Below are 22,709 nucleotides of genomic sequence, written 5' to 3'. Positions count from 1 at the left end.
TCCTCAGGTGCCGCGGGACCGCAGGTTCCGCAGAGAACGGTGCAACATCATCCGAGACTACAAACCGGGGCACGCGGTCAGCGCGATGAGGGGCCGCTGCCGTGTCCTCGTGCAAGGTCCCATTCCGCCCTCACCGAACTGCTTTCCCCCGAAATGACGTACCGCCAGGGGCAGGTCTAGAGTCACCTCCCATGACTACCAATGTTGCTGCCTACCAGGCCGTCGCCTCCGGTGCCCCGCTCGAGAAGGGCACCATCGAGCGCCGGGACCTGCGCCCGGACGACATCCGCATCGAGATCGAGTTCGCCGGCATCTGCCACTCGGACATCCACACCGTGCGCGAGGAGTGGGGACCGATCAACTTCCCCATGGTCCCGGGCCACGAGATCATCGGCCGCGTGACCGAGGTCGGTTCCGAGGTCACGGAGTTCTCGGTCGGCGAGCGCGCCGGCGTCGGCTGCCTGGTCGACTCGTGCCGCGAGTGCGAGTGGTGCCTGAAGGGCGAGGAGAACAACTGCCCGAAGGCCGTGGGCACCTACAACGGCAAGGACCGCTTCGACGGTCGCCCCACCGACGGCGGGTACTCGACCGAGATCATCGTCTCCGAGGCCTTCGCCCTCCACATCCCGGAGAACCTGGACCCGGCCGCCACCACGCCGCTGCTGTGCGCGGGCATCACCACGTACTCCCCGCTGCGCACGTGGGGAGTCACCGAGGGGTCCAAGGTGGCCGTGGTGGGCATGGGTGGGCTGGGCCACGTGGCCGTGAAGCTCGCCGCCGCCATGGGGGCCGAGGTCACCGTGATCAGCCAGACCCGCTCCAAGGAGGAGGACGGCCGCCGATTCGGCGCCACGAACTGGATCGCCCGCAAGGAGGACCCGGAGGCCCTGAAGGAGCACAAGGGCGAGTTCGACGTCATCATCAACACCGTGTCCGCACACATCGACGTCCAGGAGTTCATGGCCACCCTGCGCCCCCACGGCGCCATGGTGCTGCTGGGTCTGCCCACCGAGACCCTCGAGGTGAAGGCCCCGCTGCTGGTCAGCGGCCGCAAGTCCCTCACGGGCTCCAACATCGGCGGCATCCGCGAGACCCAGGAGATGCTGGACTTCTGCGGTGAGCACGGGGTCACCGCGGAGATCGAGCTGATCAACGCGGAGGACGTCAACGACGCCTACGACCGCGTGGTGGACTCGGACGTCCGCTACCGCTTCGTGATCGACGCGAAGACCATCTGAGAGACCGTGCAGCATGCTCAACGCCCCGGGCCACGAAGGTCCGGGGCGTTGAGCATGCACGGGCCGTGTCCCGCCCCCGCGTAGATTGTGGAGCCGCGCCCGTGCGCTGGAAGCGCTCGCGAACACGGGCCTGACTCGTTCACAGGGAAGGCACCATGACGCAGTCCGTCGGGACCGGATCGACCTCGACCACCCGGGGCAAGCGTCAGATGCGGTTCCTGGCGGTGGGCGGCATCTGCTACCTCATCACCATCGGCATCAACTTCCTGCTCAAGTGGACGGTGCTGGAGGAAAAGCCCACCACCGCGCTGCTCATCGCCACCACGATCGCCAGCGTGGTCTCGTACTCGCTGAACAAGAGGTGGTCCTTCAGCTCGCGAGGCAGCAAGCACCCGGGAGTGGAGGCGTTCCTCTTCGCGGTGGTCACCGGGATCGGCATCGTGATCAACAGTGTGCCGCTGTACATCTCCCGCTACGCCCTCGGCTTCGAGCACCCTCCGCACTCCCTCCTCTTCCAGGAGGTGGCGGACTTCGTCTCCGGGCCCATCCTGGGCACTGCCCTGGCCATGGTGTTCCGTTGGATGGCCATGGACCTCATCGTCTTCGTGGAGCGCAAGGCCGACGACGCCTGACGCCACCTGCGCTCCGGTGGGTCTGCGGGCGGTCGCATGTGGCTACCCTGAGCCCATGCCCCGAACTCTGGACGCCCTCACCTGGCCCCGCCACCCCGAACGGCTCACCGTGGGTCGCCCTGCCCCGGAAGCTGCCGACGCTTTGTGGGCCCTCAAGAGCGACCCGGAGCTGAACCGCTGGACCACCCGGATCTATGCCTCGCGCGAGGAGTTCCGCGCGGACTGGGACGCACTGGCCGCCACCCACCTGATGGCCCACTGGGACGGGCGGCTCGCGGCCTATCTCATGGTCAAGCAGCAGGACGCGTGGTCCCAGGCGGACGTCACCGAACAGGCCCGGGGGCAGCAGGTGGAGCTCGGCTGGGTGGTGGCACCCTGGGCTCAAGGTCGCGGGGTCGCCACGGAGCTCGTGCGTGAGGGCTTGGCCATTGCCTTCGCCATGGGTGTCCACCGCGTGGAGGCCAGCTGCTTCGCGGAGAACACCGGATCCTGGAAGGTCATGGAGAAGGTGGGGATGCGGCGGGAGATCCACAGCGTGAAGGAGTCCCTGCACCGTGACGGTCAGTGGCACGACGGCTACGGCTACGCGATCCTCGCGGAGGAGTTCCGCGGGTGGTGAACGCGTGAGGAGCCGCCGGGCACAGCGCCCGGCGGCTGCCTCTCAGACGAGTGCGACCCTCACCGCCCCGCGTGCCCTCCCAGGCCCAGCGGCGCATGCCGGTTCACGTCCTTGTACAGCAGGTACCGGAACGGCTTGGGACCCCCGGCGTAGCAGGCCTGGGGACAGAAGGCGCGCAGCCACATGAAGTCGCCCTCCTGGACCTCCACCCAGTCCTCGTTGAGCCGGTACACGGCCTGGCCTTCCAGCACGTAGAGCCCGTGCTCCATCACGTGGGTCTCCGCGAAGGGGATGATCCCGCCGGGCAGGAACGTCACGATGGTCACGTGCATGTCGTGGCGCAGATCCTTCTGGTCCACGAACCGGGTGGTGGCCCAGCGCCCCTCGGTGTCCGGCATGGGGGTGGGCTCGATGTCCCGCTCGTTGGTCACGAACGACTCCGGCTTCGGGATGCCCGCGACCTTCTGGTAGCGCTTGCGGATCCACATGAACCGGGTGTGCTCGCCCCCGCGGTTGTGCGCGGTCCATGTCTCGCCGGGCGCGATGAACGCGTACCCGCCGGGCGCGAGCTCGTGGGTGTCCCCGTCCCCGGGCTCGTCGCCCAGGGTGAGCTCCAGGGAGCCCTCCATCACGAACAGCACGGTCTCGGCGTCCGGATCGTCCTCGGGCTTGTCGGAGCCGCCGCCGGGCGCCACCTCCACCAGGTACTGCGAGAACGTCTCCGCGAACCCGGTCATGGGCCGCGCGAGCACCCACAGCCGCGTGTCCTCCCAGAACGGCAGGTAGGAGGTCACGATGTCCCGCTGCGTGCCCCGCGGGATCACGGCGTACGCCTCCCGGAACATCGCGCGGTCCGTGAGCAGGTCCGTCTGCGGCGGGTGCCCCCCGCGGGTGGCCCAGTACGTGCGCTCGGTCATGGGGTCTCTCCTGTCTCGGGGCTCGTGCGCTCTCCCGCGGACGACGACGCCGCTGCGCCCGGGTTCGCCACGGCCCGCACCGTCTCCGGGTCCAGGCCCTTCTCGCGCAGCTCGTCCTCGCTCACCGCACCGCACAGTACCCCGCGCACCACGTAGCGGGCGAGGGCCCGGGCGGTGGCGGGCTCGTCCGCCACGTCCGCCGTCTCGATGCCCGGCACGGACCGGCCGGCGTACACAACCAGGCGGCGGGCGGCGTCGTCGAACGCCCCGCGGTAGAACGCGTAGTTGGTCAGGAAGCGCGTGGGCAGCTGGTGGGCGTGCAGGTCCCAGCCCTGGTAGAAGCCGCGCTCCAGGGAACGGCGGACCAGGCTCGCGTGCAGCGCCCAGGTCTCGCGGCGCTGGGCGGCGTCCCCCACGGGCAGCCGGTTGGTGGAGCCGTCCGAGAGCCGCACGCCCGTGCCGGCCACGGCCACCTGCATCACGTTCTTGGCGTGGTCCGCGGCCGGGTGCTCCAGGGACTGGAACTGCCCCGAGATCCCCAGGGAGGCGGAGTAGTCGTACGTGCCGTAGTGCAGGGCCGAGACCCGACCCTCCGCGGCGCGCAGCATCGCCGGAATGGGGCACGTGCCGTCCGGGCCCAGGATCATGGCCGGGGTCTCCATCTGGATCTCGAAGCGCAGCCGCCCGGCGGGCAGGCCCAGGGCGTCCTCGAATGCCTCGCACGCCTCCACCATCACGGCCACCTGCTCCACCGCGGAGACCTTGGGCAGGGTGAGCACGAGCCCCTCGGGGAGCCCGTCCTCGCTGATCCCGGCTTCCGTGAGCCCGCCCTCGCGCACGAGGGTGCTCAGGAACAGGTCCAGGGTGCGCAGCCCGCGGGCCCGGGTGGCCGCCTCGAAGCACTTGAAGCGGATGCCCGCGAAGGCCGGGGCCGGAGCCGCACCGCTCGCCCGGTTTCGGGCGAACGCGGCCACCGTGTGGGCGGCGCGCACGGCGTCGGCGTCCTCCTCGGCGTCCGGGCGCTCGCCGTAGCCGTCCTCGAGGTCCAGGCGGAGGTCCTCGACGGGTTCCTCGCGCAGCTTGCGCGCCACCCGCTGGATGAGATCGGGTGCCGCCGCGTCGTCGACCCCGGCGAGGTCGGCGAGGGCCGCGAGTCCGCCCGCCTCCTCGGCCGCCGGTGCCGCCGCGGCACCCCACTCGGCGGGCGTGCGCTCCGTGACGAGGTCCGCCGGGACGTAGCACGTGTGCACGGGCTGGCGGGTCCCGGAGTCCCCGGGAAGGAACCGTGCGAGGTCGGCGTCCGTGCCCGCGAGCAGCAGGTCCGCCCGGGCCAGGAAGCCCTCGGGCAGAGAGGGGGCGGCCCCCGCCGCGCCGCGTGGGGCGGTCGTGGCGGGGGCCGAGGAAGCGTCCGGGTGCGCCGGTGTCACTTGCTGCCTTCCATGAGGTCGTAGGCGGACAGCGTGAGGAACGCCGGGTAGTCCTCCTTGAGCACCATGTCCGCGATCAGCCGGCCGGCGGGCACGAACCACTTCTCGAAGTTCTCCTCGTCGATCTCCCCGCGCAGCACGTCGAGCTGGGTGTCCAGGGCGTCGGCGACCAGCTCGCGCGTGGCGGTGTTGCCGGTGTCCGTGTAGACCACACCGTTCTTGATCTGCTGCCAGATCTGCGAGCGGGAGATCTCCGCGGTAGCGGCGTCCTCCATGAGGTTGTGGATGGCCACCGCGCCGTTGCCCGAGAGCCACACGGCCACGTAGCGGATGGCCACGTACAGGTTGGCGTTGAGCTCCTTCTCGGTGCGCTGGTCACCCGCGGAGGGCACATCCAGCAGCATCTCGGCGGTCACGTCCACGTCCGGGCGCTGGTGGTCCACCTGGTTGGGGTTCTCCCCGAGCACGCCGTCGAAGACCTCCTGGCACACGGGCACCAGGTCCGGGTGGGCCACCCACGAACCGTCGAAGCCGTCCCCGGCCTCACGGGTCTTGTCGTTGCGGACCTTCTCGAACGCGGCCTTGTTGATCTCCTCGTCCTTGCGGGAGGGGATGAACGCGGCCATGCCGCCCATCGCGAAGGCACCGCGCTTGTGGCACGTCTGCACCAGCAGGTCCGTGTAGGCGCGCATCAGGGGAGCGGTCATGGTCACGGCGGAGCGGTCCGCCAGGATGAACTTCTCCCCGGCGTCGCGGAAGTACTTGATGATGGAGAACAGGTAGTCCCAGCGCCCGGCGTTGAGCCCGGAGGCGTGGTCCCGCAGCTCGTAGAGGATCTCGTCCATCTGGAACGCGGCGGGGATGGTCTCGATCAGCACGGTCGCACGGACGGTGCCGTGCTCGATGCCCAGGTACTCCTCCGCGAACGTGAACACGTCGTTCCACAGCCGCGCCTCCAGGTAGGACTCCATCTTGGGCAGGTAGTAGTACGGGCCCTGGCCGTTCTCGAGCAGCTGCTTCGCCGTGTGGAAGAAGTGCAGCCCGAAGTCTGTGAGGGAGCCGGAGCCGGTCTTGCCGTTGACCGTGATGTTGTACTCGGGCAGGTGCCAGCCGCGCGGACGCATGACCACCACGGCCAGCGGCACGTCCTCGCGCAGCTTGTACTCCTTGCCCTCCGGGGAGGTGAAGCCCAGGGTGCCGCGGGCGGCGTCGCGCAGGTTGGCGATCGCGTCCACCTGGTTGGCCCAGCTGGGGGAGGCGGCGTCCTCGAGGTCCGCGAGCCACACCTTGGCGCCGGAGTTCAGCGCGTTGATGGCCATCTTGGCGGGCGACGCCGGCCCGGTCATCTCCACGCGCCGGTCCTGCAGCGCCTCGGGCGCCGGGGCGACCTTCCAGTCGCCCTCCCGGACCTCGCGGGTCTCGGGGAGGAAGTCCATGGTGCCGGTCTCTGCGGCCTTAGCACGGGCGGTCTCGCGCTGGTCGAGCAGCTCCTCACGGCGGTCCGCGAACTTCTCGTGCAGCGCCTCGACGAACGCGAGGGCCTCCTCCGAGAGGATCTCGTCCGCCGCGGCCACGTTCTGCGGGGTGGTGTGGGTGATGCTCATGGAGTGCCTCCAAGTATCCGTATTGTGGAAAAGTTATTCCATTACCACGAGTTTAGACATAGGATGTGACCCAGGACAAGGTCCCGCTGAGACGCGGGCCACACACGCGGGGCGTCACTCGGATGGCACGACCCGGGCCACACCCGTTCGGTCCCGCCGCGGCGCGCGCCGGTCGGCGGAGTGCCCCGCACGAGACCACCAACCACCAGAGGAGCACACGGATGCCAGAGGCCAGGAGCACGGGTGGGGTGCAGTCCGTCGAACGGGTCTTCGGCCTGCTCGACATCATCACCGCCGCCGGGGGAGAGATCTCGCTGAGCGAGCTGGCGTCCAGGGCGCAGCTGCCGCTGCCCACCATCCACCGGCTGCTGCGCACACTGATCCCCCTGGGCTACGTGCGCCAGCTGCCCAACCGCAGCTACGCGCTGGGCCCGGGGCTCATCCGGCTGGGCAACGCCGCCGGGCTCGCGCTGGGCACCTACGCGCAGCCTGTGCTGCAGGGGCTCGTGGACGAGCTCGGGGAGTCCGCCAACATGGCCGTGCTGGACGGGCGCATGGTCGTGTACGTGGGACAGGCGCAGTCCTCCCACTCCATGCGCATGTTCACCGAGGTGGGCCGCCGCGCGCACCTGCACGGCACCGGCGTGGGCAAGGCCATCCTGGCCACCCTGCCCGAGCACCAGGTGATCTCGATCGTCACGTCCATGGGCATGTCCACCCCCACCGAGAAGAGCCTGGGCACGGTGGAGGAGCTGCTCGCGGATCTCGCACTGATCCGCGAGCGCGGCTACGCGGTGGACGACGAGGAGCAGGAGATCGGCGTGCGCTGCTTTTCCGTCCTCGTCCCGGACACCCCCACCCCCACGGCCATCTCGGTGTCCGGGCCCACCACGCGCGTGGACTGGGACTTCGGCGAGCGCGCCGTTCCGCTGCTGCGCGAGGCCGCGGCGCAGCTGTCCGGGCAGCTCTCCCGGGTGGGCTGAGGCGGACGACGACGCCGTGCCCGTCCGCGTCTCCCGCGCTGCGGCGCCCGCGGACGGGGCCGAGTGCGAGGGTGCGGGTCAGTGGCGCTGCGGCAGGGCGGCGTCGTCACCCCGCGCTGCGTCTCGACGACGACGGCGCCGCGCCCTCGGCAGGGGGCGGCGCCGTGGCGCGTCGGGGCAGCGGGTCAGCGCTCTCCGGGGTCCTCGGGATCCTTGCGGACCAGCGGGATCTCCTGGGTCAGCGGCGCGGGGACCACGTCGCCGGACGCGGTGATCACGGGCACCTCGTTGCCCTCCGAGTCCAGCAGCCTGCCGTCCTTGACGGTGTCCCCCTCCTGCAGGTGGCTCTGCAGGTGCTCGAGCGCCTCCAGGGGCACGTAGCGCGGCGGGGCCTCCGTGAACACCGAGCCGCTGCCCTCCGGGGGATTGCCGACCGTGATCTCGTTGAACAGGATGTTGAGCACCACGGCGGCCACCGCGGCGGAGCTGATGCCCGAGTGGAAGATGGTTTCGAACCACGTGGGGAAGCCCGCGTAGATCTTCGGGGCGGCAATGGGCAGCATGCCGATCCCGATGCTCGTGGCCACGATGATCAGGTTGGGCGTGCCCTCGAACTTCACCTTTCCCAGCGTGCGGATTCCCGACGCCGCCACGGTGCCGAACAGCACGATGCCCGCACCTCCCAGTACGGGCACGGGCACGGCCGCGACCACGCGGCCCAGGCCGGGCAGCAGCCCCAGCAGCAGCATGATCACGCCGCCGGCGGTCACCACGAAGCGGCTCTTGACCCCGGTGATGGCCACGAGACCCACGTTCTGCGCGAACGCGGACTGGGTGAAGCCGTTGAACACGGGGGAGATGAAGGAGGCGCCCATGTCCGCGCGCAGCCCGTCCGCGATCCGCCTGCGGTCCACGTCCGTGCCCACGATCTCGCCCACGGCAATGATGTCCGCGGTGGTCTCGGTGAGGATCACGAGCACCACGATGGTCATGGAGATGATCGCGGCGGGCTGGAACGTGGGCGCCCCGAAGGCGAACGGCTGCGGGAGGGCGAACAGGGCGCCGTCGCCCACGCGCGAGAAGTCCGCCATGCCCAGGGCCACGGCCAGCAGCGTGCCGAGCACGATGCCCAGCAGGATGGACAGCCGCGAGACCAGGGCGCTGCGCACCTTGGACAGCACCATGATGGTCAGCAGGGTGGCCCCGGCCAGGCACACGTTGTGGAAGATGGCGTTCTCGTCACCCTTGGCGGCCACCGCGGCGCCACCCATGGCCCACTGGGCGGCCACCGGGAACAGGGAGAGCCCGATGGTGGCGATGACCACGCCCGTGACCACGGGTGGGAAGAAGCGGATGATGCGCGCGAAGAACGGCGCCAGCACGAAGCCGATGGCCGCCGAGACCATCACCGCCCCGAACACGGCCTGGATGCCGCCGCCCCCGTTGACGATGGCCGTCATGGTGGCCACGCCCGCGAACGAGGTGCCCTGCACCAGGGGCAGCTGGGAGCCGAAGAACCTGATCCCGAAGGACTGCAGCACCGTGGCGAGCCCGCCCACGAACAGGCAGCACGCCACCAGCAGGGCCTGCTCGTTGGCGGACAGACCCGCCGCACCTCCCACGATCAGCGGCGGGGCGATGATGCCGCCGTACATCGTGAGCACGTGCTGGAAGCCGTAGCCGAAGCTCGGCCCCACGCCGAGGAACTCGTCCTCGGGGCGGGTTGCCCTGGCGGGGGCGGTGGTCGATGCCATGGTGGACCTTCCTGGGGGTGCGTGGCCGCGGCCCCCGCCGAGGAACTACCCGGCGGGGGCCTGCGCGGTGGTGCCGTGGTGGGTGGGCCGCTCAGCAGAAGCCGGCGATGCCCACCCAGGCGTTCTCGTCCGGCTGGGCGTCCTTGCGCTGCACCGTGGCCTCGATCAGCCCGAACGGGCGGTCCGCCGCGTAGTGGGTCTCGTTGTCGTTCGGCAGGTCGCAGAACCCCAGGTCGTAGACGAAGTGGTGCTTGTTGGGGCACGAGAACTTGATCTCGTCGATCTCCGGGTGCGCCTCGATCACGGCCTTGCCCATGAGGTAGAGCGTCTCCTGCAGGGCCCGGGAGTAGTGGTCCGTGAACTTGTCCAGGATGATCTTCTTGACGTCCTCGTACACGGCGTCGAAGTCCACGTCCGTGGTGCTGTAGCGCCACCGGGTGGCCACGTCCGTGGACATGATCCGGTCCGTGGTCTCCGGCAGGGTGGTGTACTGGTCCTTGGGGTAGCCCTGGAACCCGGACTCCGTGGACTTCAGGACCGTGAGGTCCTTGAAGCCGGAGATCACGGTGCTCCTCGGGCCGTCCGTGACCACCACGGCGGTGCGGACCTCCTGCTTGTTCTGCACGAAGCAGTGGTCGTTGTCGTTGATGCGGTCCCACGCGTGCTCGTCCGCGGCCCACCGGCCGCCGGAGACCCACTCGAACTCGGAGGTGAAGTGCTCCGAGAGCTTGAGCAGCAGCGCCTCGGGGGAGTCCACCCCGTACTTCTGGACGAACGCGAACACGGTGTTCTTCTGGGTGTCCGTGGGCACACAGTGCGCGTTGTCCCCCTGGGTGTGCACGGCCTCGAAGTCGCCGCGCAGCTGGGACGTGACCACCAGGTCCCGGATCACGTGGCGGTCGGTGTCGCGGTGGATGCGCACCACGTGGTTCTCGGCCTTGCCGTACTGGTTCTTCCCGAGCACTACGTCGGTCATGGTCCTCTGCTCCTTCGTCAGGAATGCGTGGCTGGTGGATCGGCAGTCGTCGACCGTGGGGTCGGCTCCTGGGTCAACTGCCGCGGTACGTGGAGTACGCGAACGGGCTCAGCAGCAGGGGCACGTGGTAGTGGCCCTGCTCCTGCCGCGCCGTGAAGTCCACCGAGACGAACGGGTAGAACGTCTCCAGCTCGCGCCCGGCGAAGTACGGCTCGGTCGCGAAGATGATCCGGTAGTGGCCGGACTCCAGGGTTTGGGGGCCGAGCTCGCCGACCCGGCCGTCCTCGTCGGTGGTGGCGGTGGCCAGTTCGCGGCCCTCGCCGGTGAGGAGGGTGACGCGGATGCCGGCGGCGGGGCAGCCGTGCACGGAGTCGAGGACGTGGGCGGAGACGAAGCTCATGACAGCATTCCTTCGAGTCGCAGGACGGCGATCTGGCGCAGCTGCTCGGCCACTTCGCGGCGCTCGTCCTCGGGGGTGTTGGTCATCCGGCGCCGCGCCTCGGCGAGGATCTCGGGGAGGCTGCGGCCCGCGGCGCGGATCAGGAACACGTGGCCGAAGCGCTGCTGGTAGTCCAGGTTGGCGCGTTCCAGCTCCGCCCTCACGACGGCGTCCGCGTCCCCGAGCGCGGACTGCTCACCGCGGGAGAGGCTCGCCTCGGCGGAGTCGCCCTCCGCGCGGCGGCCGATCATCGGGTGGTGGGACAGCGCCCGGTCCAGCTCCTCGTCCGTGAACGGGTGGGCGGCCGTGCGGGCGGTGTCGAGGGCTGCGGCCACCGTGGCGTACGGGCGGTGGGACACGACGTCGTCGATCCAGCGGGGCACGTCCAGCGCCGGACGCACGGCGGCGGCGGCTGCTGCGGCGTCGAGCCTGTTGAAGTCGGTGAGGTCCACGGACCGCTCTCCTCGCCCTGGTGGTCTCGGGTTTTCGCCATGTGAAAAACAAATTTCACCAGTGCCCAGTGAACTGGATCACACGGGCCCGCGTCAAGCGCGCCCGACGCCCCCACCGGGCCGCCGCGCGGGGCGGTGGCGCCGGGGCGGTGGTGCGCGGAGCGGGGCTGCGCCGTGGCTAGCATGAGGGCATGAAACCCTTCGTGCTGCTGGCCACCCGTGATGACGACGTCCTGGCGGAGGAGGAGTACGAGGCCGTGGCGCGCTTCGGGGGTCTGGAGACCTCCCAGCTGGAACGCATCCGGCTGGAGCAGGGCGAGTTCCCCACCCTGGACCTGGACCGCTACAGCGGGATCATCGTGGGCGGCTCGCCGTTCAACTCCTCGGACCCCGCGGAGGAGAAGTCCCGCGTGCAGCGCCTCGCGGAGACCTGGATCAGCGGACTGCTGGACGAGGTGGTGGCCCGCGACTATCCGTTCCTGGGTGCGTGCTACGGCGTGGGCACCCTGGGCATCCACCAGGGTGCCGTGGTGGACCGCACCCGCCCCGAGGAGGTGGGGCCCATCACGGTGACCCTCACGGAGGAGGGCGTGGCGGACCCGCTGCTGGCGGACATGCCCCGCGAGTTCAGCGCGTACGTGGGCCACAAGGAGGGCACCCGGGTGATGCCGCCCAACGCCGTGCTGCTCGCGGAGGGCACGGTGTGCCAGGTGCAGATGTACCGCATCAAGGAGAACCTCTACGCCACGCAGTTCCACCCGGAGCTGGACGTGGAGGGGCTCGTGAACCGCATCCGCGTGTACAAGGACCTCGGCTACTTCAAGCCGGACGAGCTCGAGACCGTGGTCGACCGTGTCACCAACGGCCCCGCCGTGGAGCACGCCCCCCGGATCCTCAGTGCATTCGTGGAGCGCTACGCCCGCTGAGCCCCCTCCACAATGGGCCGCTGCGGAGCCCATCACGGATACCGTGGGGGGATGAGCCATCCCAGCGCACCGTGGTCCCTCGTCGACGTCGCCCCGCCCGGGCCGGCCCCGGCCGCTCCGGCGCCCGCACCGGCCACCCGGACGCTGCGCTACCACCGGCTCGCGCTCGCGGACCCCGGCCACCGGTGGTGGATGCCCCTGGTGGAGGGCGTCATCTCCTTCGGGATCTTCTTCCTGCTCAGCATCCTGTTCGGGATCCTGCTGGTCTTCACCGTTCCCCTGACCCTCTCGGGGGACCTGGACTCCCTGAACCAGCTGGACCCCACCACGTTCTTCCTGCTGTTCGGCTCGGTGGCGCTGATGCTGCCGAGTGCGCTGCTGGCACGGCTGTGCCTGGGCCCCCGGCCACTGGGTCTGATCTTCTCGGTCACGGGGCGCATCCGCTGGAGGTGGCTGCTCACGTGCTTCCTGCTGGCCGTGGCTGTCTACGCGGTGGTCAACCTCGCGGGGATGGGCCTGGACCTTGCCACGGGCGCGAGCCCCACCCCGGTGCAGCCCGTCCCGGGGTTCTGGTGGCTCGTGGCCATCACACTGGTGGTGGTGCCCCTGCAGTGCACCGCGGAGGAGGTCGTGTTCCGCGGCTACCTGGCCCAGATGGTGGGCCGCTGGCTCAAGCACCCGGCGTGGGCGATCCTGCTGCCCGTCCCGCTGTTCATCGCCGGGCACGACTACGACATCTGGGGTCAGCTCTCCGTGGGGATCATGGCCGTGTCCATGGGCCTGGTCACCTGGCGCACCGGTGGTCTCGAGGCCGGGATCGCCCTGCACGCCGTGAACAACATGAGCATCTCCCTGTTGGCCGCGGTGGGCCTCGTGGACATGAACGACACCGGCGGCTCACCCGTGGACCTCGTTCCGGAGCTGATCCTCAACGGTGCGTACGTGGCCCTCGTGTTCTGGCTCGTGCGGCGCCGCCCGCGCGTGGCCGTGACCCGCACCCTCGTGCTGCCCCCGCCCCCGGCTCCGCTGCGGCTGCCCGCGCTGCGCCCCGCGGCGATCGCGGCGGACCGTTCCGGGATGGCCGCCTACCCGTTCGACCCGGCCACGCACACCTACCTCACGCTGCCCCCGCAGTACGGGCCCTACGAGGTGCGGGACGCGCAGGGCCGGTATGTGGGGGTGCTGGACACGCGCCCGCCCATGCCGTCCGGGCCCACCTACACTGAGCCGCATGACGCACACCACTGAGAAGCCCGGCACCGGGCCCGCAGACATCCCCGCCCACGCCGCGTTCGCCCGGGACCTCGGGGAGTTCGTCACGGCGTCCCCCAGCTCCTACCACGCCGTGGCCACCGCGGCCGCGGCCCTCGAGGCCGCCGGGTTCACCGCCCTGGACGAGGCGCAGCCGTGGGAGATCGGCCCCGGCCGCTGGTACACGGTGCGCGACGGCGCCCTGATCGCCTGGGTGAGCCCGTCCGGTGCCGCGCCGGGCACGGGGTACCGGATCCTCGGGGCGCACACGGACTCGCCCGGGTTCAAGCTCAAGCCGCGCCCCACCACGGTGACCCACCGTTGGTACCAGGCGGGCGTGGAGGTCTACGGCGGGGCGCTGCTGAACTCGTGGCTGGACCGGGACCTGCGCTTCGCGGGCCGCCTGGTGGTGAGCGGCGCGGACGGGGCACCGCGCACCGTGCTCACGAGCACCGGGCCGGTGGCCCGCATCCCGCAGCTGGCCATCCACCTGGACCGCTCCACCAACGACGGTCTCGCCCTGGACCGGCAGCGCCACACCCAGCCCGTGTGGGGCGTGGGGGACGCCCAGGACGCGGACGTCCTCGCGGTGCTCGCGGCCGCGGTCCACGCCCCGACCGCCGGCTCCGTCACCCCGAACGGCGGGGGGACCTCCGAGGGGAACGCCCTCACCGTGGACCCCGCCGACATCATGGGCTACGACATCACCGTGGCGGACACCCAGGCCCCCGAACTCATCGGCGCCCAGCAGAACCTGCTGGCCAGCGGCCGCCTGGACAACCTCACCACCGTCCACGCCGGTCTGCGGGCCCTGGTCGAGCACGCCGAGGAGCTCGAGTCCGCACCGCAGGTGAGCGTGCTCGCCGCGTTCGACCACGAGGAGGTGGGCTCCGCCACCCGTTCCGGTGCCGCGGGTCCCTTCCTGGAGGACGTGCTCGTGCGCATCGGCGCCGCCCGCGGGGACTCCACCGACGAGCACCGCAGGGCGCTCGCGGAATCCGTGTGCCTCTCCTCGGACGCCGGGCACCTGGTGCACCCCAACTACCCGGGCCACCACGACCCCGTGAACACCCCCGAGCCCGGCCGCGGCCCGCTGCTCAAGATCAACGCGCAGCAGCGCTACACCACGGACGCCGTGGGTGCCGCCGTGTGGGCGCACGCGTGCGACGTGGCCGGGGTGGACTACCAGGAGTTCGTCTCCAACAACGGTGTGCCGTGCGGCTCCACCATCGGCCCCATCACCGCCACCCGCCTGGGCATCCGCACCCTGGACGTGGGAGTGGGGCTGCTGTCCATGCACTCGGCGCGCGAGCTCGTGCACACCGGGGACCTGTTCGCGCTGCACCGGGCCATCGGGGGCTTCTGGCGCGGCTGAGCCCCGCGCCGTCCGCCCCGCCGTGCGTGCGCCACCCGTTGCGTCCCGTCGCAGCCACGGGGCTCGGCCACGCCGCCGCGCGCACGTGGCTCCCACCGCGACGCCGCGCGCGGCCTGAGGCGCCCATGCACCCCTCCCACGCACGACGCCGCCCCGTGACCTTCGCGCAGAAGGCCACCGGGCGGCGTCGTCAGGGGCGGCGGGTGCCCGGGATGCAGGAGCGGGTTACGGCAGCTGCAGCATGGAGATGTCCGCCATGCGGGCCATCACGCGCACCACCTGGCACGAGTAGCCGAACTCGTTGTCGTACCAGACGTAGAGCACCAGCGAGTTGTTGTTCACGATGGTGGCGAGCCCGTCCACCACGCCCGCGCGGCGCGAGCCCACGAGGTCCGTGGAGACCACGTCCGGGGAGTCCACGTAGTCGATCTGCTTGCGCATGGCCGAGTTGAGGGAGATGTCCTTGAGGAACGTGTTCACCTGCTCGGCGGACTCCGGGGCGTTCTCCAGCTGGAGGTTGAGGATGGCCATGGAGACGTCCGGGGTGGGCACGCGGATGGCGTTGCCGGTGAGCTTGCCCTTCATCACGGGCAGCGCCTTGGCCACGGCCTTGGCGGCGCCGGTCTCGGTGATCACCATGTTCAGCGCGGCGGAGCGGCCGCGGCGGTCACCCTTGTGCCAGTTGTCGATCAGGTTCTGGTCGTTGGTGTAGGAGTGCACGGTCTCCACGTGGCCCTGCACGATCCCGTACTCGTCGTTGAGGACCTTGATCACCGGGGTGATGGCGTTGGTGGTGCAGGACGCCGCGGAGATGATGGTGTCCTCAGGGTCGATGTCCTGGTCGTTCACGCCGCACACGATGTTCTTCATGTCGCCCTTGCCGGGGGCGGTGAGCAGCACCTTGCCCACACCCTTCGAGCGCAGGTGCTGGGAGAGGCCCTCCTCGTCACGCCACACGCCGGTGTTGTCCACCACCAGGGCGTCGTGGATGCCGTAGGAGGTGTAGTCGATCTCCTCGGGAGAGTTGGCGTAGATGAACTGGATCGGCACACCGTTGGCGGTGATCACGTTGTTCTCTTCGTCCACGGTGATGGTGCCGTCGAACGAGCCGTGCACGGAGTCGCGGCGCAGCAGGGACGCGCGCTTGACGAGGTCGTTGCCGGGCTTCTTGCGCACCACCACGGCGCGCAGGTTCAGGCCGGTGCCGTCGTTGCGGTTGAGCAGGATGCGGGCCAGCAGGCGCCCGATGCGCCCGAAGCCGTAGAGCACCACGTCCCGGGTCTCGGCGTCGTTGCTGCCGTGCTGGTCCACGGCCGGGGCGAGCGCCTCGCGCAGGTAGCCGTCCAGGTCCGTGGCGCCGGACTCGGTGAAGCCCTGGTAGAGCTTCGCCACGTCCACGTTGCACACGCCCAGGTTCAGCGCACCCAGTGCCGTGACGATCTCCACGGTCTTCTCCAGGGGCATCTCCTCGCCCATGATGCGGCGCGCGAAGCGGTGGACCTTGATGATGTCCGTGACGGACTTGTGCACGAGCGAGCGGCCGAAGACGGTGGTGACCACCTTGTTGTTGCGGTGCAGCTGCCCCACCAGGGGGACCAGCTGCTCGGCGAGGGCTTCTCGTTCTGACCACGTGGCGCTCATGAGCAACCTTCTTCCTCGGCCCGGACGTCGTCGTGGAGGCCGTGTTGGTGTCGCGCGACGGTGCGCGAACTGGCGTGATGGAGCGCCCCGTGAGCGGCGCTGCTCGTCGCGCCCAGTTTACGTGCCCGGGCCCGGTGCCCCGTACCGCACCGCAGGATGACGACGCCGCCCGGCGCGGTTCCGCGCACGGCCCAGGGCTCCGCGTGGGGCGGCATCCTCCGCAACGGGCGGGGCGCGCCGACCGCCCGGTCCTCGTGCCTGCGCGGTGAGCCCCGTGCGGGACCTCCGGGTCCCGAGCGCGGTGCGCCCGGGACTCCGGCCGCCCGGCGGCGGGAGCGACCGGGCGGCGTCGTCCACACGGGGTGGGCGGCGGGTGCTTTGCTACCGTGGAGCCATGTTGACCGTGATCGGTGAGGCCCTCGTGGACGTGGTGTCCCGCAGTGGCGAGCAACCCCGGGCCCACGTGGGCGGAAGCCCCATGAACGTGGCCGTGGGACTGGCCCGGCTGGGTCACGAGGTGCAGTTCCTGGGCCGATGGGGCCGGGATGAGTACGGCCGTCAGGTGGCCGGGCACCTCGCGGAGAACGGGGTGAGCGTGCCGTTCGAGGCCGACTCCCTCCCCACCTCCGTGGCGCAGGCCACCCTGGACGAGAACGGCGCCGCGGACTACGACTTCCAGCTGGACTGGTCCCTGGACGTGTCCCCGGGGCGGATCGACGAGCTGCTCGCGGACACGGACCTGCTGCACGTGGGCTCCATCGGCGCCATGCTGGAACCGGGTGCCTCCGTGGTGCGCCAGGCGCTGGAACGCGCACACCGTCACGCGCTGATCTCCTACGACCCCAACTGCCGCCCGTCGATCATCCCGGACTCGTCGGACGCCCGTGCCCGCGCGGAGCAGATCGTGGCGCTGGCCCACGTGGTCAAGGCCTCGGACGAGGACCTGCTGTGGCTGCACCCGCAGCGCAGCGTCGAGGACACCGCTCGTGCCTGGCTGGACGCCGGTGCGCGGCTCGTGGTGGTCACCCGGGGAGCCATGGGTCCGTGGGCCCTCAGCCGCGGCACCGGACCCGAGGGCGTGTCCGTCCCCGCGGCGAAGGTGGCCGTGGCGGACACCGTGGGTGCGGGGGACTCCTTTATGGCCGCGCTGCTGTCCTCGCTCGCGGACCGGCAGATCCTGGGCGCCTCCGCGGCGTCGTCGCTGGATCGGCTCGGTGCGGGCGAGGTCACCGACCTGCTGCGCTACGCGGCGGTTGCGGCGGGGGTCACAGTGTCCCGCTCCGGGGCTCAGCTGCCCACCCGCGAGGAGCTGCCCGCGCAGGGCGGGTCAGGAGCGGGCTGAGCCGTGGCCCGGTGCCGGCAGGGCCGGGCCCCGCGCGGCCCAGGAGTCCCGGGCCACGAAGCACCAGACGTCCGGAGCGCTCGACCCACTGCGCGCTCGACCCACCGGACCCCGCGCCGCCGCCCGTCGAGCGGACGCCCACCGGCGAGCCCAGGCAGGACCCGGCGCGAGACATCGTCGCAGCCACGGCTGTCGCCGCCCGCGGGCCCGGGCAGAATGAACCTCACGGCACCGATCCGTGAGCGCCGACCGAGACACCGAGTGAGATGAGAGGAACACCGTCATGTACGACCGTCATCCCTACGCCGACCTCCCCGAGCTGCCCACCTTCACCGTCACCTCCACGGACGTGACCGAGGGTGAGTCCGTGCCCACGCCCCAGCTCTCCGGGATCATGGGCGCCGGGGGAGAGGACGTCTCCCCGCAGCTGTCCTGGTCCGGAGCCCCGGAAGGCACGCAGTCCTACGTGGTCACCGTGTTCGACCCGGACGCCCCCACCCCCAGCGGGTTCTGGCACTGGTGCCTGTCCAACATCCCGGCGGACGTCACCGAACTGGCGACCGGGGCGGCGTCGAACCCCCCGAAGGGTTCCGTGCAGCACCGCAACGACGGCGGCACGGACGAGTACCTGGGTGCCGCACCGCCCGAGGGTCACGGCCCGCACCGTTACATCATCTGCGTGACCGCCGTGGACGTCCCCGAGCTCGAGGTGGACGAGAGCGCGAGCCCCGCCGTGGTGAACTTCAACCTGTTCTCGCACGCCCTGGGGCGCGCGTTCCTCACGCCCACGTACGAAGTGAAGTAGTCGCGGTGGCGGAGCACGTGCAGGATCCGGGGCGGGGGCCCGTCCGGCTGATCGCGAGCGATCTGGACGGGACCGTCCTGGGCCCTGACTTCCGTTTCCGCCCCCGCACCCTGGAGGCCATCACCGCAGCCCGGGACGCCGGGATCCAGGTGGTGTTCGTGACCGGGCGCCCCAAGCGGTGGCTGGACCCCCTGCACGAGCAGCTCGACGACGCGGGCGTGGTGATCTGCTCCAACGGCGCCGTGGTCTTCGATCCCGGCACCCAGCGGGTGCTGAGCGCCAACGGCTTCGACGTGGCCGAGGCGCTGCCCGTGATCGAGGACGTCCGCCGCGCGTTCCCGGACTCCCTGTTCGCCGCCGAGACCCTGGAGGCCGTGCACACGGACCATGGCTGGGCGCGCACGGACCGCATGGAGATCCGGGACGTCACCGAGGCACCCGTGACCGAGACCCTGCGCCCCGGCACCGCGGTGGTCAAGCTGCTCGCCAAGCTCGACGGCGCCGATCCGGACACGTACTTCGAGGCCGTCCGCGACGTGGTCGCGGGCCGGCTCGCGGTGACGCACTCCGTGGCCGCCGCCCCGCTCGTGGAGATGGGCCAGCGCGGACTCACCAAGGCCCGCACCCTCGAACGCTTCGCCGCGGAGCTGGGCATCTCCCGGCACGAGGTCATGGCCTTCGGGGACATGCCCAACGACCTCGAGATGCTCACCTGGGCCGGGCGGGGCTACGCCATGGCGGACGGGCACCCGGGCGTCGTCGCCGCGGTGGAGCGCACCGCCCCGGCGTTCACCGAGGACGGCGTGGCGCAGGTGATCGAGCGGTACCTCGCGGGGGACGAGCACGATGCCGCCGCGCGCACCGATCCCGGTTCGGCCCCGGGTCACGCGGGGCGCACCGGCCCTGTCGCCGCCCCAGGTCACACGGCACGCACCGACCCCGGTGCCGCCCCGGGTCGCGCGGCGCGCATGGACCCTGCCGCTGCCTCGGGTCATGCGGCGTCCGCCGAACGCTCCGTCCCGGGACCACCGGCACCACCGGCATCACCGGGACACCGGGCGCACCCGGGAGCGGCGGCGCCCCCGGAGGACGAGGGGTCGCCCGCCCCGGTGCACGACCGCGGCTCCGACCACGTCGCGCACCCTGACACCGCCGAACGCCCCGAGAAAGCCGAACGCCCTGACAATGCCGAACATCCCGGGCGCCACGGTGCGCCGTCCCCCGAGGAGGACCATGCCTGACATCCCCCGCCCGCAGCACGCGTCCACGCCACGGTCCGGCAGGAACCCCGCGGGGCTCGCCCACCGCGGGTTCTCCCCGGACGGCCACGAGAACACGATGTCCGCGTTCCGTGCGGCCGCGGAGCTCGGCTTCGTGTGGCTCGAGACGGACGTGCACACCACGAGCGACGGCGTGGTGGTGGCCTTCCACGACCCCTCGCTGGAGCGGGTCACGGGCAGCACGGGGGACGTCAACGACGTCACGTGGGAGCAGCTGCGCGAGCTGCGGGTGGGCGGTGAGCATGGCATCCCCACGCTCACCGAGCTGCTGCGCGAGCTGCCGGAGGCGTGCCTGAACATCGACGTCAAGGACGAGGCCTCGGTGGCGGCGCTGCCCGAGGTGATCGCCCGGGAGGGTGCCCTGGACCGGGTGCGGGTCACCTCGTTCTCCGAGTCACGACGACGCCGCGCGCTCGCCCGGCTGCGCCGCCTCACGGGCCGCCGTGCCCGCACCTCCGCCGGGATGCTGGGCACCGCCGGGTTCCTGGCCGTGTCCGCCGTGGCGCCCGTGACGGACCGGGTGTCCCCGCGGATCGCCCCGGCGCTGTGGTGGGCGCACCGTGTGGCGTGGTCCCGTGTGGTGGCGCCCTTCGACACCCTGCAGCTGCCGGAGCAGCACGTCCTGGAGCTGCCCCTCGGACGCCGTGCGACCGTGCGGATCGTGACGCCCCGCTTCCTGGACCTCGCCCACCGGGTGGGACTGTCCGTGCAGGTGTGGACCGTCAACGACCCCGCGGACATGCACCGGCTGCTGGACGCCGGCGTGGACGGGATCATCACGGACCGGGCGGACCTGCTGCGGGACGTGCTGCACGAACGGGGCCAGTGGCCTCCGCACGAGCAGCGCTGACGCAGCGCTGACGCCGTGCTGACGCGGCGCCGGCCCGGCGCGGGGGCGTGACCGGGGCGGCGAACCCTTCGCAGGGGCCACGCGTGCGGCGCCGCGGCCCGACGCGCACCCGCCGGTTCCGCCCGCCTCGCCCCGATGCGCCCCACATCGCGGTAGCGTGGGTGTGACCGGGACCACGGGGAGCGCCGTCTCCGCCGCCCGGTCCCGTGTCCGCTCCGCCGAGCCCAGGGAGGTCGTGTGCACTGCATGCTCCCCGTCCCTGCCCTCGTGCCCGCCACGGCAACCCCTCCGCGCACGTCCTCGGACCGCGCGCACACGGGGCCCCGCCGCTGCGGAGCGGTGCGGCCAACGCCGTCGGCCATCTACCGCCGACGCCGCACGGCCCAGCAGCCCGTGCGCGGTCACCACGCGGTGACCGCACTCCCCAGCAAGATCCCGTAGCTGGGTCCACGCCGCTCCGGCGCGGCCCGTGACCACGGGCGCGCCGCCTCCCCGACGCACCCGTCATCCGTCATGCCCGCGACCCGCCAGCCTGCGAGGAACCATGAACCCAGTGCCACCCACGTCCCGTCCACCCCGGCGCGGTGACCGGCCGCTCGCCGCCCCCGCTGCGGGCGGCGTCGTCGAGCGCGCGGTCCGTGCGGGGCTGAGCCGGCGCGGATTCATGGGACTGGGCGCCGCGGCGGCGTCGTTGGCCCTGGCCGGCTGCGGCGGGGGGACCCAGCCCAGGGCGGCACGGGCCCGGGCCACCGGTGAGCCCCAGCGCGGGGGCATCCTGCGGATCGGGATGACCGGCGGCGGCGCGTCCGACAGCCTGGACGCCCACGCCCCCGTGGTCACCGCGGACGGTGGGCGCGTGATGGGGCTCTACGACCGCCTCTACGAGTTCGACCCCGACTACAAGCTGGTGCCGGGGCTCGCCGAGTCCGTCAAGGCCGAGGACGGCGGCCGGGCCTGGGTGTTCCGGCTGCGCGAGGGGGTGCGCTTCCACGACGGGCGGCCCCTGACCACCGAGGACGTGGTGGCCACGTTCCGGCGGATCACGAACCCCAAGGACCCCAAGACGGGCGCCTCCGGGCTCGCGCGGCTCAAGCGGACCGTGGCCGTGGACGAGCGCACGGTGCGCTTCGAGCTCAAGGAGCCGGACGCGTCCCTCGTGGACTCGATCGCCCAGAACTCCATGGGGATCGTGCCCGCGGACTACGATCCCGCCAAGCCCGTGGGCACCGGGCCGTTCACCCTGGGCTCCTTCGAGCCCGGGCAGGTGACCGTGCTCAAGCGCAACCCGGACTACTGGACCGAACCGCCCTTCGTGGACGAGATCCACCTGCTGAACTTCAACGACCAGGACGCCCTGGTCAACGCCCTGCTCTCCACCCAGGTGGACGTGGTGGGGCAGCTGCCGCTCGCGCTGGTGGACGTGATCAACACGGACCCCCGCCTGCACACCGTGCTCTCCGAGACCGGCAACTGGCTGCCGTTCACCATGCGCGTGGACGCCGCTCCCTTCGACGACCCGCGCGTGCGCCAGGCCTTCCGGCTGGTGGTGGACCGCGAGCAGATGGTGGAGCAGGTATTCTCCGGCCACGGCACCGTGGGCAACGACATGTACTCGCCGTTCGACCCCGGTACGCCCCGGCTGCAGCAGCGCACGCGGGACATCGCCAAGGCCAAGAAGCTGCTCGCGGACGCCGGTCACCCCAACGGGCTGGAGGTCGAGCTCGTCACCGCGCCCATCCAGTCCGGTGCCGTGGAGGCCGCCCAGGTGTTCGCGGAGCAGGCCTCCGAGGCCGGGATCACCGTGAAGCTGCGCCGCGTGGACAGCACCACGTTCTTCGGGGACGGCTACCTCGAATACCCCTTCTCCCAGGACTTCTGGTACACCCGCAACTTCCTGTCCCAGACCGCGCAGGGCACCGTGCCGGGCGCACCGTTCAACGAGACCCACGAGGCGGACCCCGAGTTCCGGGCCCTGTACAAGAAGGCCCGCGCCACGATGGACGATAAGAAGCGCAACCAGCTCATGCGGCAGGCGCAGCAGCTGCTCCACGAGAAGGGCGGCTACATCGCCTGGGGGTTCTTCAACCAGGCGGACGCCTACCAGAACTACGTGGGCGGCGGGTTCGCGCACCGCATCGGCATGCCGGTGTGCGGATTCCACATGCGCCACCTGTGGATCGACCAGGAAGGGAAGTGAC

At 71.3% G+C, this 22,709-nt stretch carries 20 protein-coding genes; 12 read left to right on the top strand and 8 right to left on the bottom strand.

The features are described 5' to 3' along the window. The first annotated feature begins 191 nt into the window (after positions 1–191). From KRH_RS09820 to KRH_RS09810, 3 genes are all read left to right on the top strand, one after another. On the top strand, positions 192–1,238 hold the full coding sequence (locus tag KRH_RS09820; protein ID WP_012399054.1) for an NAD(P)-dependent alcohol dehydrogenase: 1,047 nt from the start codon (positions 192–194) through the stop codon (positions 1,236–1,238). Positions 1,239–1,393: 155 nt separating this feature from the next. After that, positions 1,394–1,870 carry a GtrA family protein gene (locus KRH_RS09815; RefSeq protein ID WP_012399053.1) on the top strand — a complete coding sequence of 159 codons (477 nt, stop codon included), beginning with the start codon at positions 1,394–1,396 and terminating at the stop codon, positions 1,868–1,870. Positions 1,871–1,925: 55 nt separating this feature from the next. Beyond that, on the top strand, positions 1,926–2,489 hold the full coding sequence (locus tag KRH_RS09810; protein WP_012399052.1) for a GNAT family N-acetyltransferase: 564 nt from the start codon (positions 1,926–1,928) through the stop codon (positions 2,487–2,489). A 59-nt stretch (positions 2,490–2,548) separates the two neighbouring features. Here KRH_RS09810 and KRH_RS09805 read toward each other — a convergent pair whose 3' ends face one another. The 3 genes from KRH_RS09805 to aceB are packed head-to-tail and all read right to left on the bottom strand — an operon-like array spanning position 2,549 to position 6,437. Next, positions 2,549–3,406, bottom strand: coding sequence for a bifunctional allantoicase/(S)-ureidoglycine aminohydrolase (locus tag KRH_RS09805; protein WP_012399051.1), 858 nt, complete (start codon positions 3,404–3,406; stop codon positions 2,549–2,551). Continuing rightward, positions 3,403–4,833 (bottom strand): DUF6986 family protein, encoded by a 1,431-nt coding sequence (locus KRH_RS09800; RefSeq protein ID WP_012399050.1) that lies wholly within the window; start codon positions 4,831–4,833, stop codon positions 3,403–3,405. The genes KRH_RS09805 and KRH_RS09800 overlap by 4 nt, the downstream gene beginning before the upstream one ends. Next, positions 4,830–6,437, bottom strand: a complete 1,608-nt coding sequence (aceB, locus tag KRH_RS09795) for a malate synthase A (protein ID WP_012399049.1) — start codon at positions 6,435–6,437, stop codon at positions 4,830–4,832. The genes KRH_RS09800 and aceB overlap by 4 nt, the downstream gene beginning before the upstream one ends. 221 nt (positions 6,438–6,658) lie before the next feature. On the opposite strand from aceB, the gene KRH_RS09790 reads away from it, so the two are divergent. After that, complete coding sequence (locus tag KRH_RS09790) at positions 6,659–7,420, top strand: IclR family transcriptional regulator (protein WP_012399048.1); 762 nt, start codon at positions 6,659–6,661, stop codon at positions 7,418–7,420. Between the two features lie 185 nt (positions 7,421–7,605). Here KRH_RS09790 and KRH_RS09785 read toward each other — a convergent pair whose 3' ends face one another. From KRH_RS09785 to uraD, 4 genes are all read right to left on the bottom strand, one after another. After that, positions 7,606–9,174: a nucleobase:cation symporter-2 family protein gene (locus tag KRH_RS09785; protein WP_012399047.1), complete on the bottom strand. Its 1,569-nt coding sequence runs from the start codon at positions 9,172–9,174 to the stop codon at positions 7,606–7,608. 91 nt (positions 9,175–9,265) lie between these two features. Next, entirely contained in the window at positions 9,266–10,150 is an 885-nt protein-coding gene (gene pucL / locus KRH_RS09780; RefSeq protein ID WP_012399046.1) for a factor-independent urate hydroxylase, read from the bottom strand. Between the two features lie 73 nt (positions 10,151–10,223). Next, positions 10,224–10,550 (bottom strand): hydroxyisourate hydrolase, encoded by a 327-nt coding sequence (uraH, locus tag KRH_RS09775; protein WP_012399045.1) that lies wholly within the window; start codon positions 10,548–10,550, stop codon positions 10,224–10,226. After that, positions 10,547–11,041 carry a 2-oxo-4-hydroxy-4-carboxy-5-ureidoimidazoline decarboxylase gene (gene uraD, locus KRH_RS09770; RefSeq protein ID WP_012399044.1) on the bottom strand — a complete coding sequence of 165 codons (495 nt, stop codon included), beginning with the start codon at positions 11,039–11,041 and terminating at the stop codon, positions 10,547–10,549. The genes uraH and uraD overlap by 4 nt, the downstream gene beginning before the upstream one ends. A 191-nt stretch (positions 11,042–11,232) precedes the next feature. Between uraD and KRH_RS09765 the strand changes: the two genes are divergently transcribed. Genes KRH_RS09765 through KRH_RS09755 form a run of 3 tightly spaced genes read left to right on the top strand, consistent with a single transcriptional unit; the run spans position 11,233 to position 14,593 of the window. Then, a complete protein-coding gene (locus KRH_RS09765; protein ID WP_012399043.1) occupies positions 11,233–11,967 on the top strand; it encodes a glutamine amidotransferase in 735 nt (244 codons plus the stop codon). Positions 11,968–12,018: 51 nt separating this feature from the next. Beyond that, on the top strand, positions 12,019–13,215 hold the full coding sequence (locus tag KRH_RS09760) for a CPBP family intramembrane glutamic endopeptidase (RefSeq protein WP_012399042.1): 1,197 nt from the start codon (positions 12,019–12,021) through the stop codon (positions 13,213–13,215). Then, the gene (locus tag KRH_RS09755; RefSeq protein WP_012399041.1) at positions 13,199–14,593 is read left to right on the top strand and encodes a M18 family aminopeptidase; all 1,395 of its coding nucleotides are present in this window, start codon (positions 13,199–13,201) and stop codon (positions 14,591–14,593) included. Before KRH_RS09760 ends, KRH_RS09755 begins: the two co-directional genes overlap by 17 nt. 225 nt (positions 14,594–14,818) lie before the next feature. Here the strand turns inward: KRH_RS09755 and KRH_RS09750 are convergent, their stop codons facing one another. Further along, the gene (locus KRH_RS09750; protein ID WP_012399040.1) at positions 14,819–16,234 is read right to left on the bottom strand and encodes a glyceraldehyde-3-phosphate dehydrogenase; all 1,416 of its coding nucleotides are present in this window, start codon (positions 16,232–16,234) and stop codon (positions 14,819–14,821) included. A gap of 394 nt (positions 16,235–16,628) precedes the next feature. Between KRH_RS09750 and KRH_RS09745 the strand changes: the two genes are divergently transcribed. The 5 genes from KRH_RS09745 (at position 16,629) to KRH_RS09725 (ending at position 22,708) form a co-directional block, all read left to right on the top strand. Then, positions 16,629–17,576 carry a carbohydrate kinase family protein gene (locus KRH_RS09745; RefSeq protein ID WP_012399039.1) on the top strand — a complete coding sequence of 316 codons (948 nt, stop codon included), beginning with the start codon at positions 16,629–16,631 and terminating at the stop codon, positions 17,574–17,576. Positions 17,577–17,859: 283 nt separating this feature from the next. Continuing rightward, positions 17,860–18,381 carry a YbhB/YbcL family Raf kinase inhibitor-like protein gene (locus KRH_RS09740; RefSeq protein WP_012399038.1) on the top strand — a complete coding sequence of 174 codons (522 nt, stop codon included), beginning with the start codon at positions 17,860–17,862 and terminating at the stop codon, positions 18,379–18,381. 5 nt (positions 18,382–18,386) lie between these two features. Then, entirely contained in the window at positions 18,387–19,622 is a 1,236-nt protein-coding gene (locus KRH_RS09735) for an HAD-IIB family hydrolase (protein ID WP_012399037.1), read from the top strand. After that, positions 19,615–20,511, top strand: coding sequence for a glycerophosphodiester phosphodiesterase family protein (locus KRH_RS09730; RefSeq protein WP_012399036.1), 897 nt, complete (start codon positions 19,615–19,617; stop codon positions 20,509–20,511). The genes KRH_RS09735 and KRH_RS09730 overlap by 8 nt, the downstream gene beginning before the upstream one ends. Before the next feature lie 544 nt (positions 20,512–21,055). Then, complete coding sequence (locus KRH_RS09725) at positions 21,056–22,708, top strand: ABC transporter substrate-binding protein (protein ID WP_081431616.1); 1,653 nt, start codon at positions 21,056–21,058, stop codon at positions 22,706–22,708. The last annotated feature ends 1 nt before the right edge of the window (position 22,709 follow it).

Origin of the sequence: Kocuria rhizophila DC2201, assembly GCF_000010285.1 — a bacterium.
Classification (GTDB): domain Bacteria; phylum Actinomycetota; class Actinomycetes; order Actinomycetales; family Micrococcaceae; genus Kocuria; species Kocuria rhizophila_A.
This window is presented reverse-complemented; position numbering and strand designations above follow the sequence as displayed.

Excerpts from the sequence above, each read along its gene's own strand:
- KRH_RS09745 (WP_012399039.1), top strand. The coding sequence starts at position 16,629 with ATGTTGACCGTGATCGGTGAGGCCCTCGTGGACGTGGTGTCCCGCAGT.
- KRH_RS09820 (WP_012399054.1), top strand. The coding sequence starts at position 192 with ATGACTACCAATGTTGCTGCCTACCAGGCCGTCGCCTCCGGTGCCCCG.
- uraH (WP_012399045.1), bottom strand. The coding sequence starts at position 10,550 with ATGAGCTTCGTCTCCGCCCACGTCCTCGACTCCGTGCACGGCTGCCCC.
- KRH_RS09755 (WP_012399041.1), top strand. The coding sequence starts at position 13,199 with ATGACGCACACCACTGAGAAGCCCGGCACCGGGCCCGCAGACATCCCC.
- KRH_RS09805 (WP_012399051.1), bottom strand. The coding sequence starts at position 3,406 with ATGACCGAGCGCACGTACTGGGCCACCCGCGGGGGGCACCCGCCGCAG.
- KRH_RS09730 (WP_012399036.1), top strand. The coding sequence starts at position 19,615 with ATGCCTGACATCCCCCGCCCGCAGCACGCGTCCACGCCACGGTCCGGC.
- aceB (WP_012399049.1), bottom strand. The coding sequence starts at position 6,437 with ATGAGCATCACCCACACCACCCCGCAGAACGTGGCCGCGGCGGACGAG.
- KRH_RS09810 (WP_012399052.1), top strand. The coding sequence starts at position 1,926 with ATGCCCCGAACTCTGGACGCCCTCACCTGGCCCCGCCACCCCGAACGG.
- KRH_RS09765 (WP_012399043.1), top strand. The coding sequence starts at position 11,233 with ATGAAACCCTTCGTGCTGCTGGCCACCCGTGATGACGACGTCCTGGCG.
- KRH_RS09725 (WP_081431616.1), top strand. The coding sequence starts at position 21,056 with ATGAACCCAGTGCCACCCACGTCCCGTCCACCCCGGCGCGGTGACCGG.
- pucL (WP_012399046.1), bottom strand. The coding sequence starts at position 10,150 with ATGACCGACGTAGTGCTCGGGAAGAACCAGTACGGCAAGGCCGAGAAC.
- KRH_RS09785 (WP_012399047.1), bottom strand. The coding sequence starts at position 9,174 with ATGGCATCGACCACCGCCCCCGCCAGGGCAACCCGCCCCGAGGACGAG.
- KRH_RS09790 (WP_012399048.1), top strand. The coding sequence starts at position 6,659 with ATGCCAGAGGCCAGGAGCACGGGTGGGGTGCAGTCCGTCGAACGGGTC.
- KRH_RS09815 (WP_012399053.1), top strand. The coding sequence starts at position 1,394 with ATGACGCAGTCCGTCGGGACCGGATCGACCTCGACCACCCGGGGCAAG.
- KRH_RS09760 (WP_012399042.1), top strand. The coding sequence starts at position 12,019 with ATGAGCCATCCCAGCGCACCGTGGTCCCTCGTCGACGTCGCCCCGCCC.
- KRH_RS09740 (WP_012399038.1), top strand. The coding sequence starts at position 17,860 with ATGTACGACCGTCATCCCTACGCCGACCTCCCCGAGCTGCCCACCTTC.
- KRH_RS09750 (WP_012399040.1), bottom strand. The coding sequence starts at position 16,234 with ATGAGCGCCACGTGGTCAGAACGAGAAGCCCTCGCCGAGCAGCTGGTC.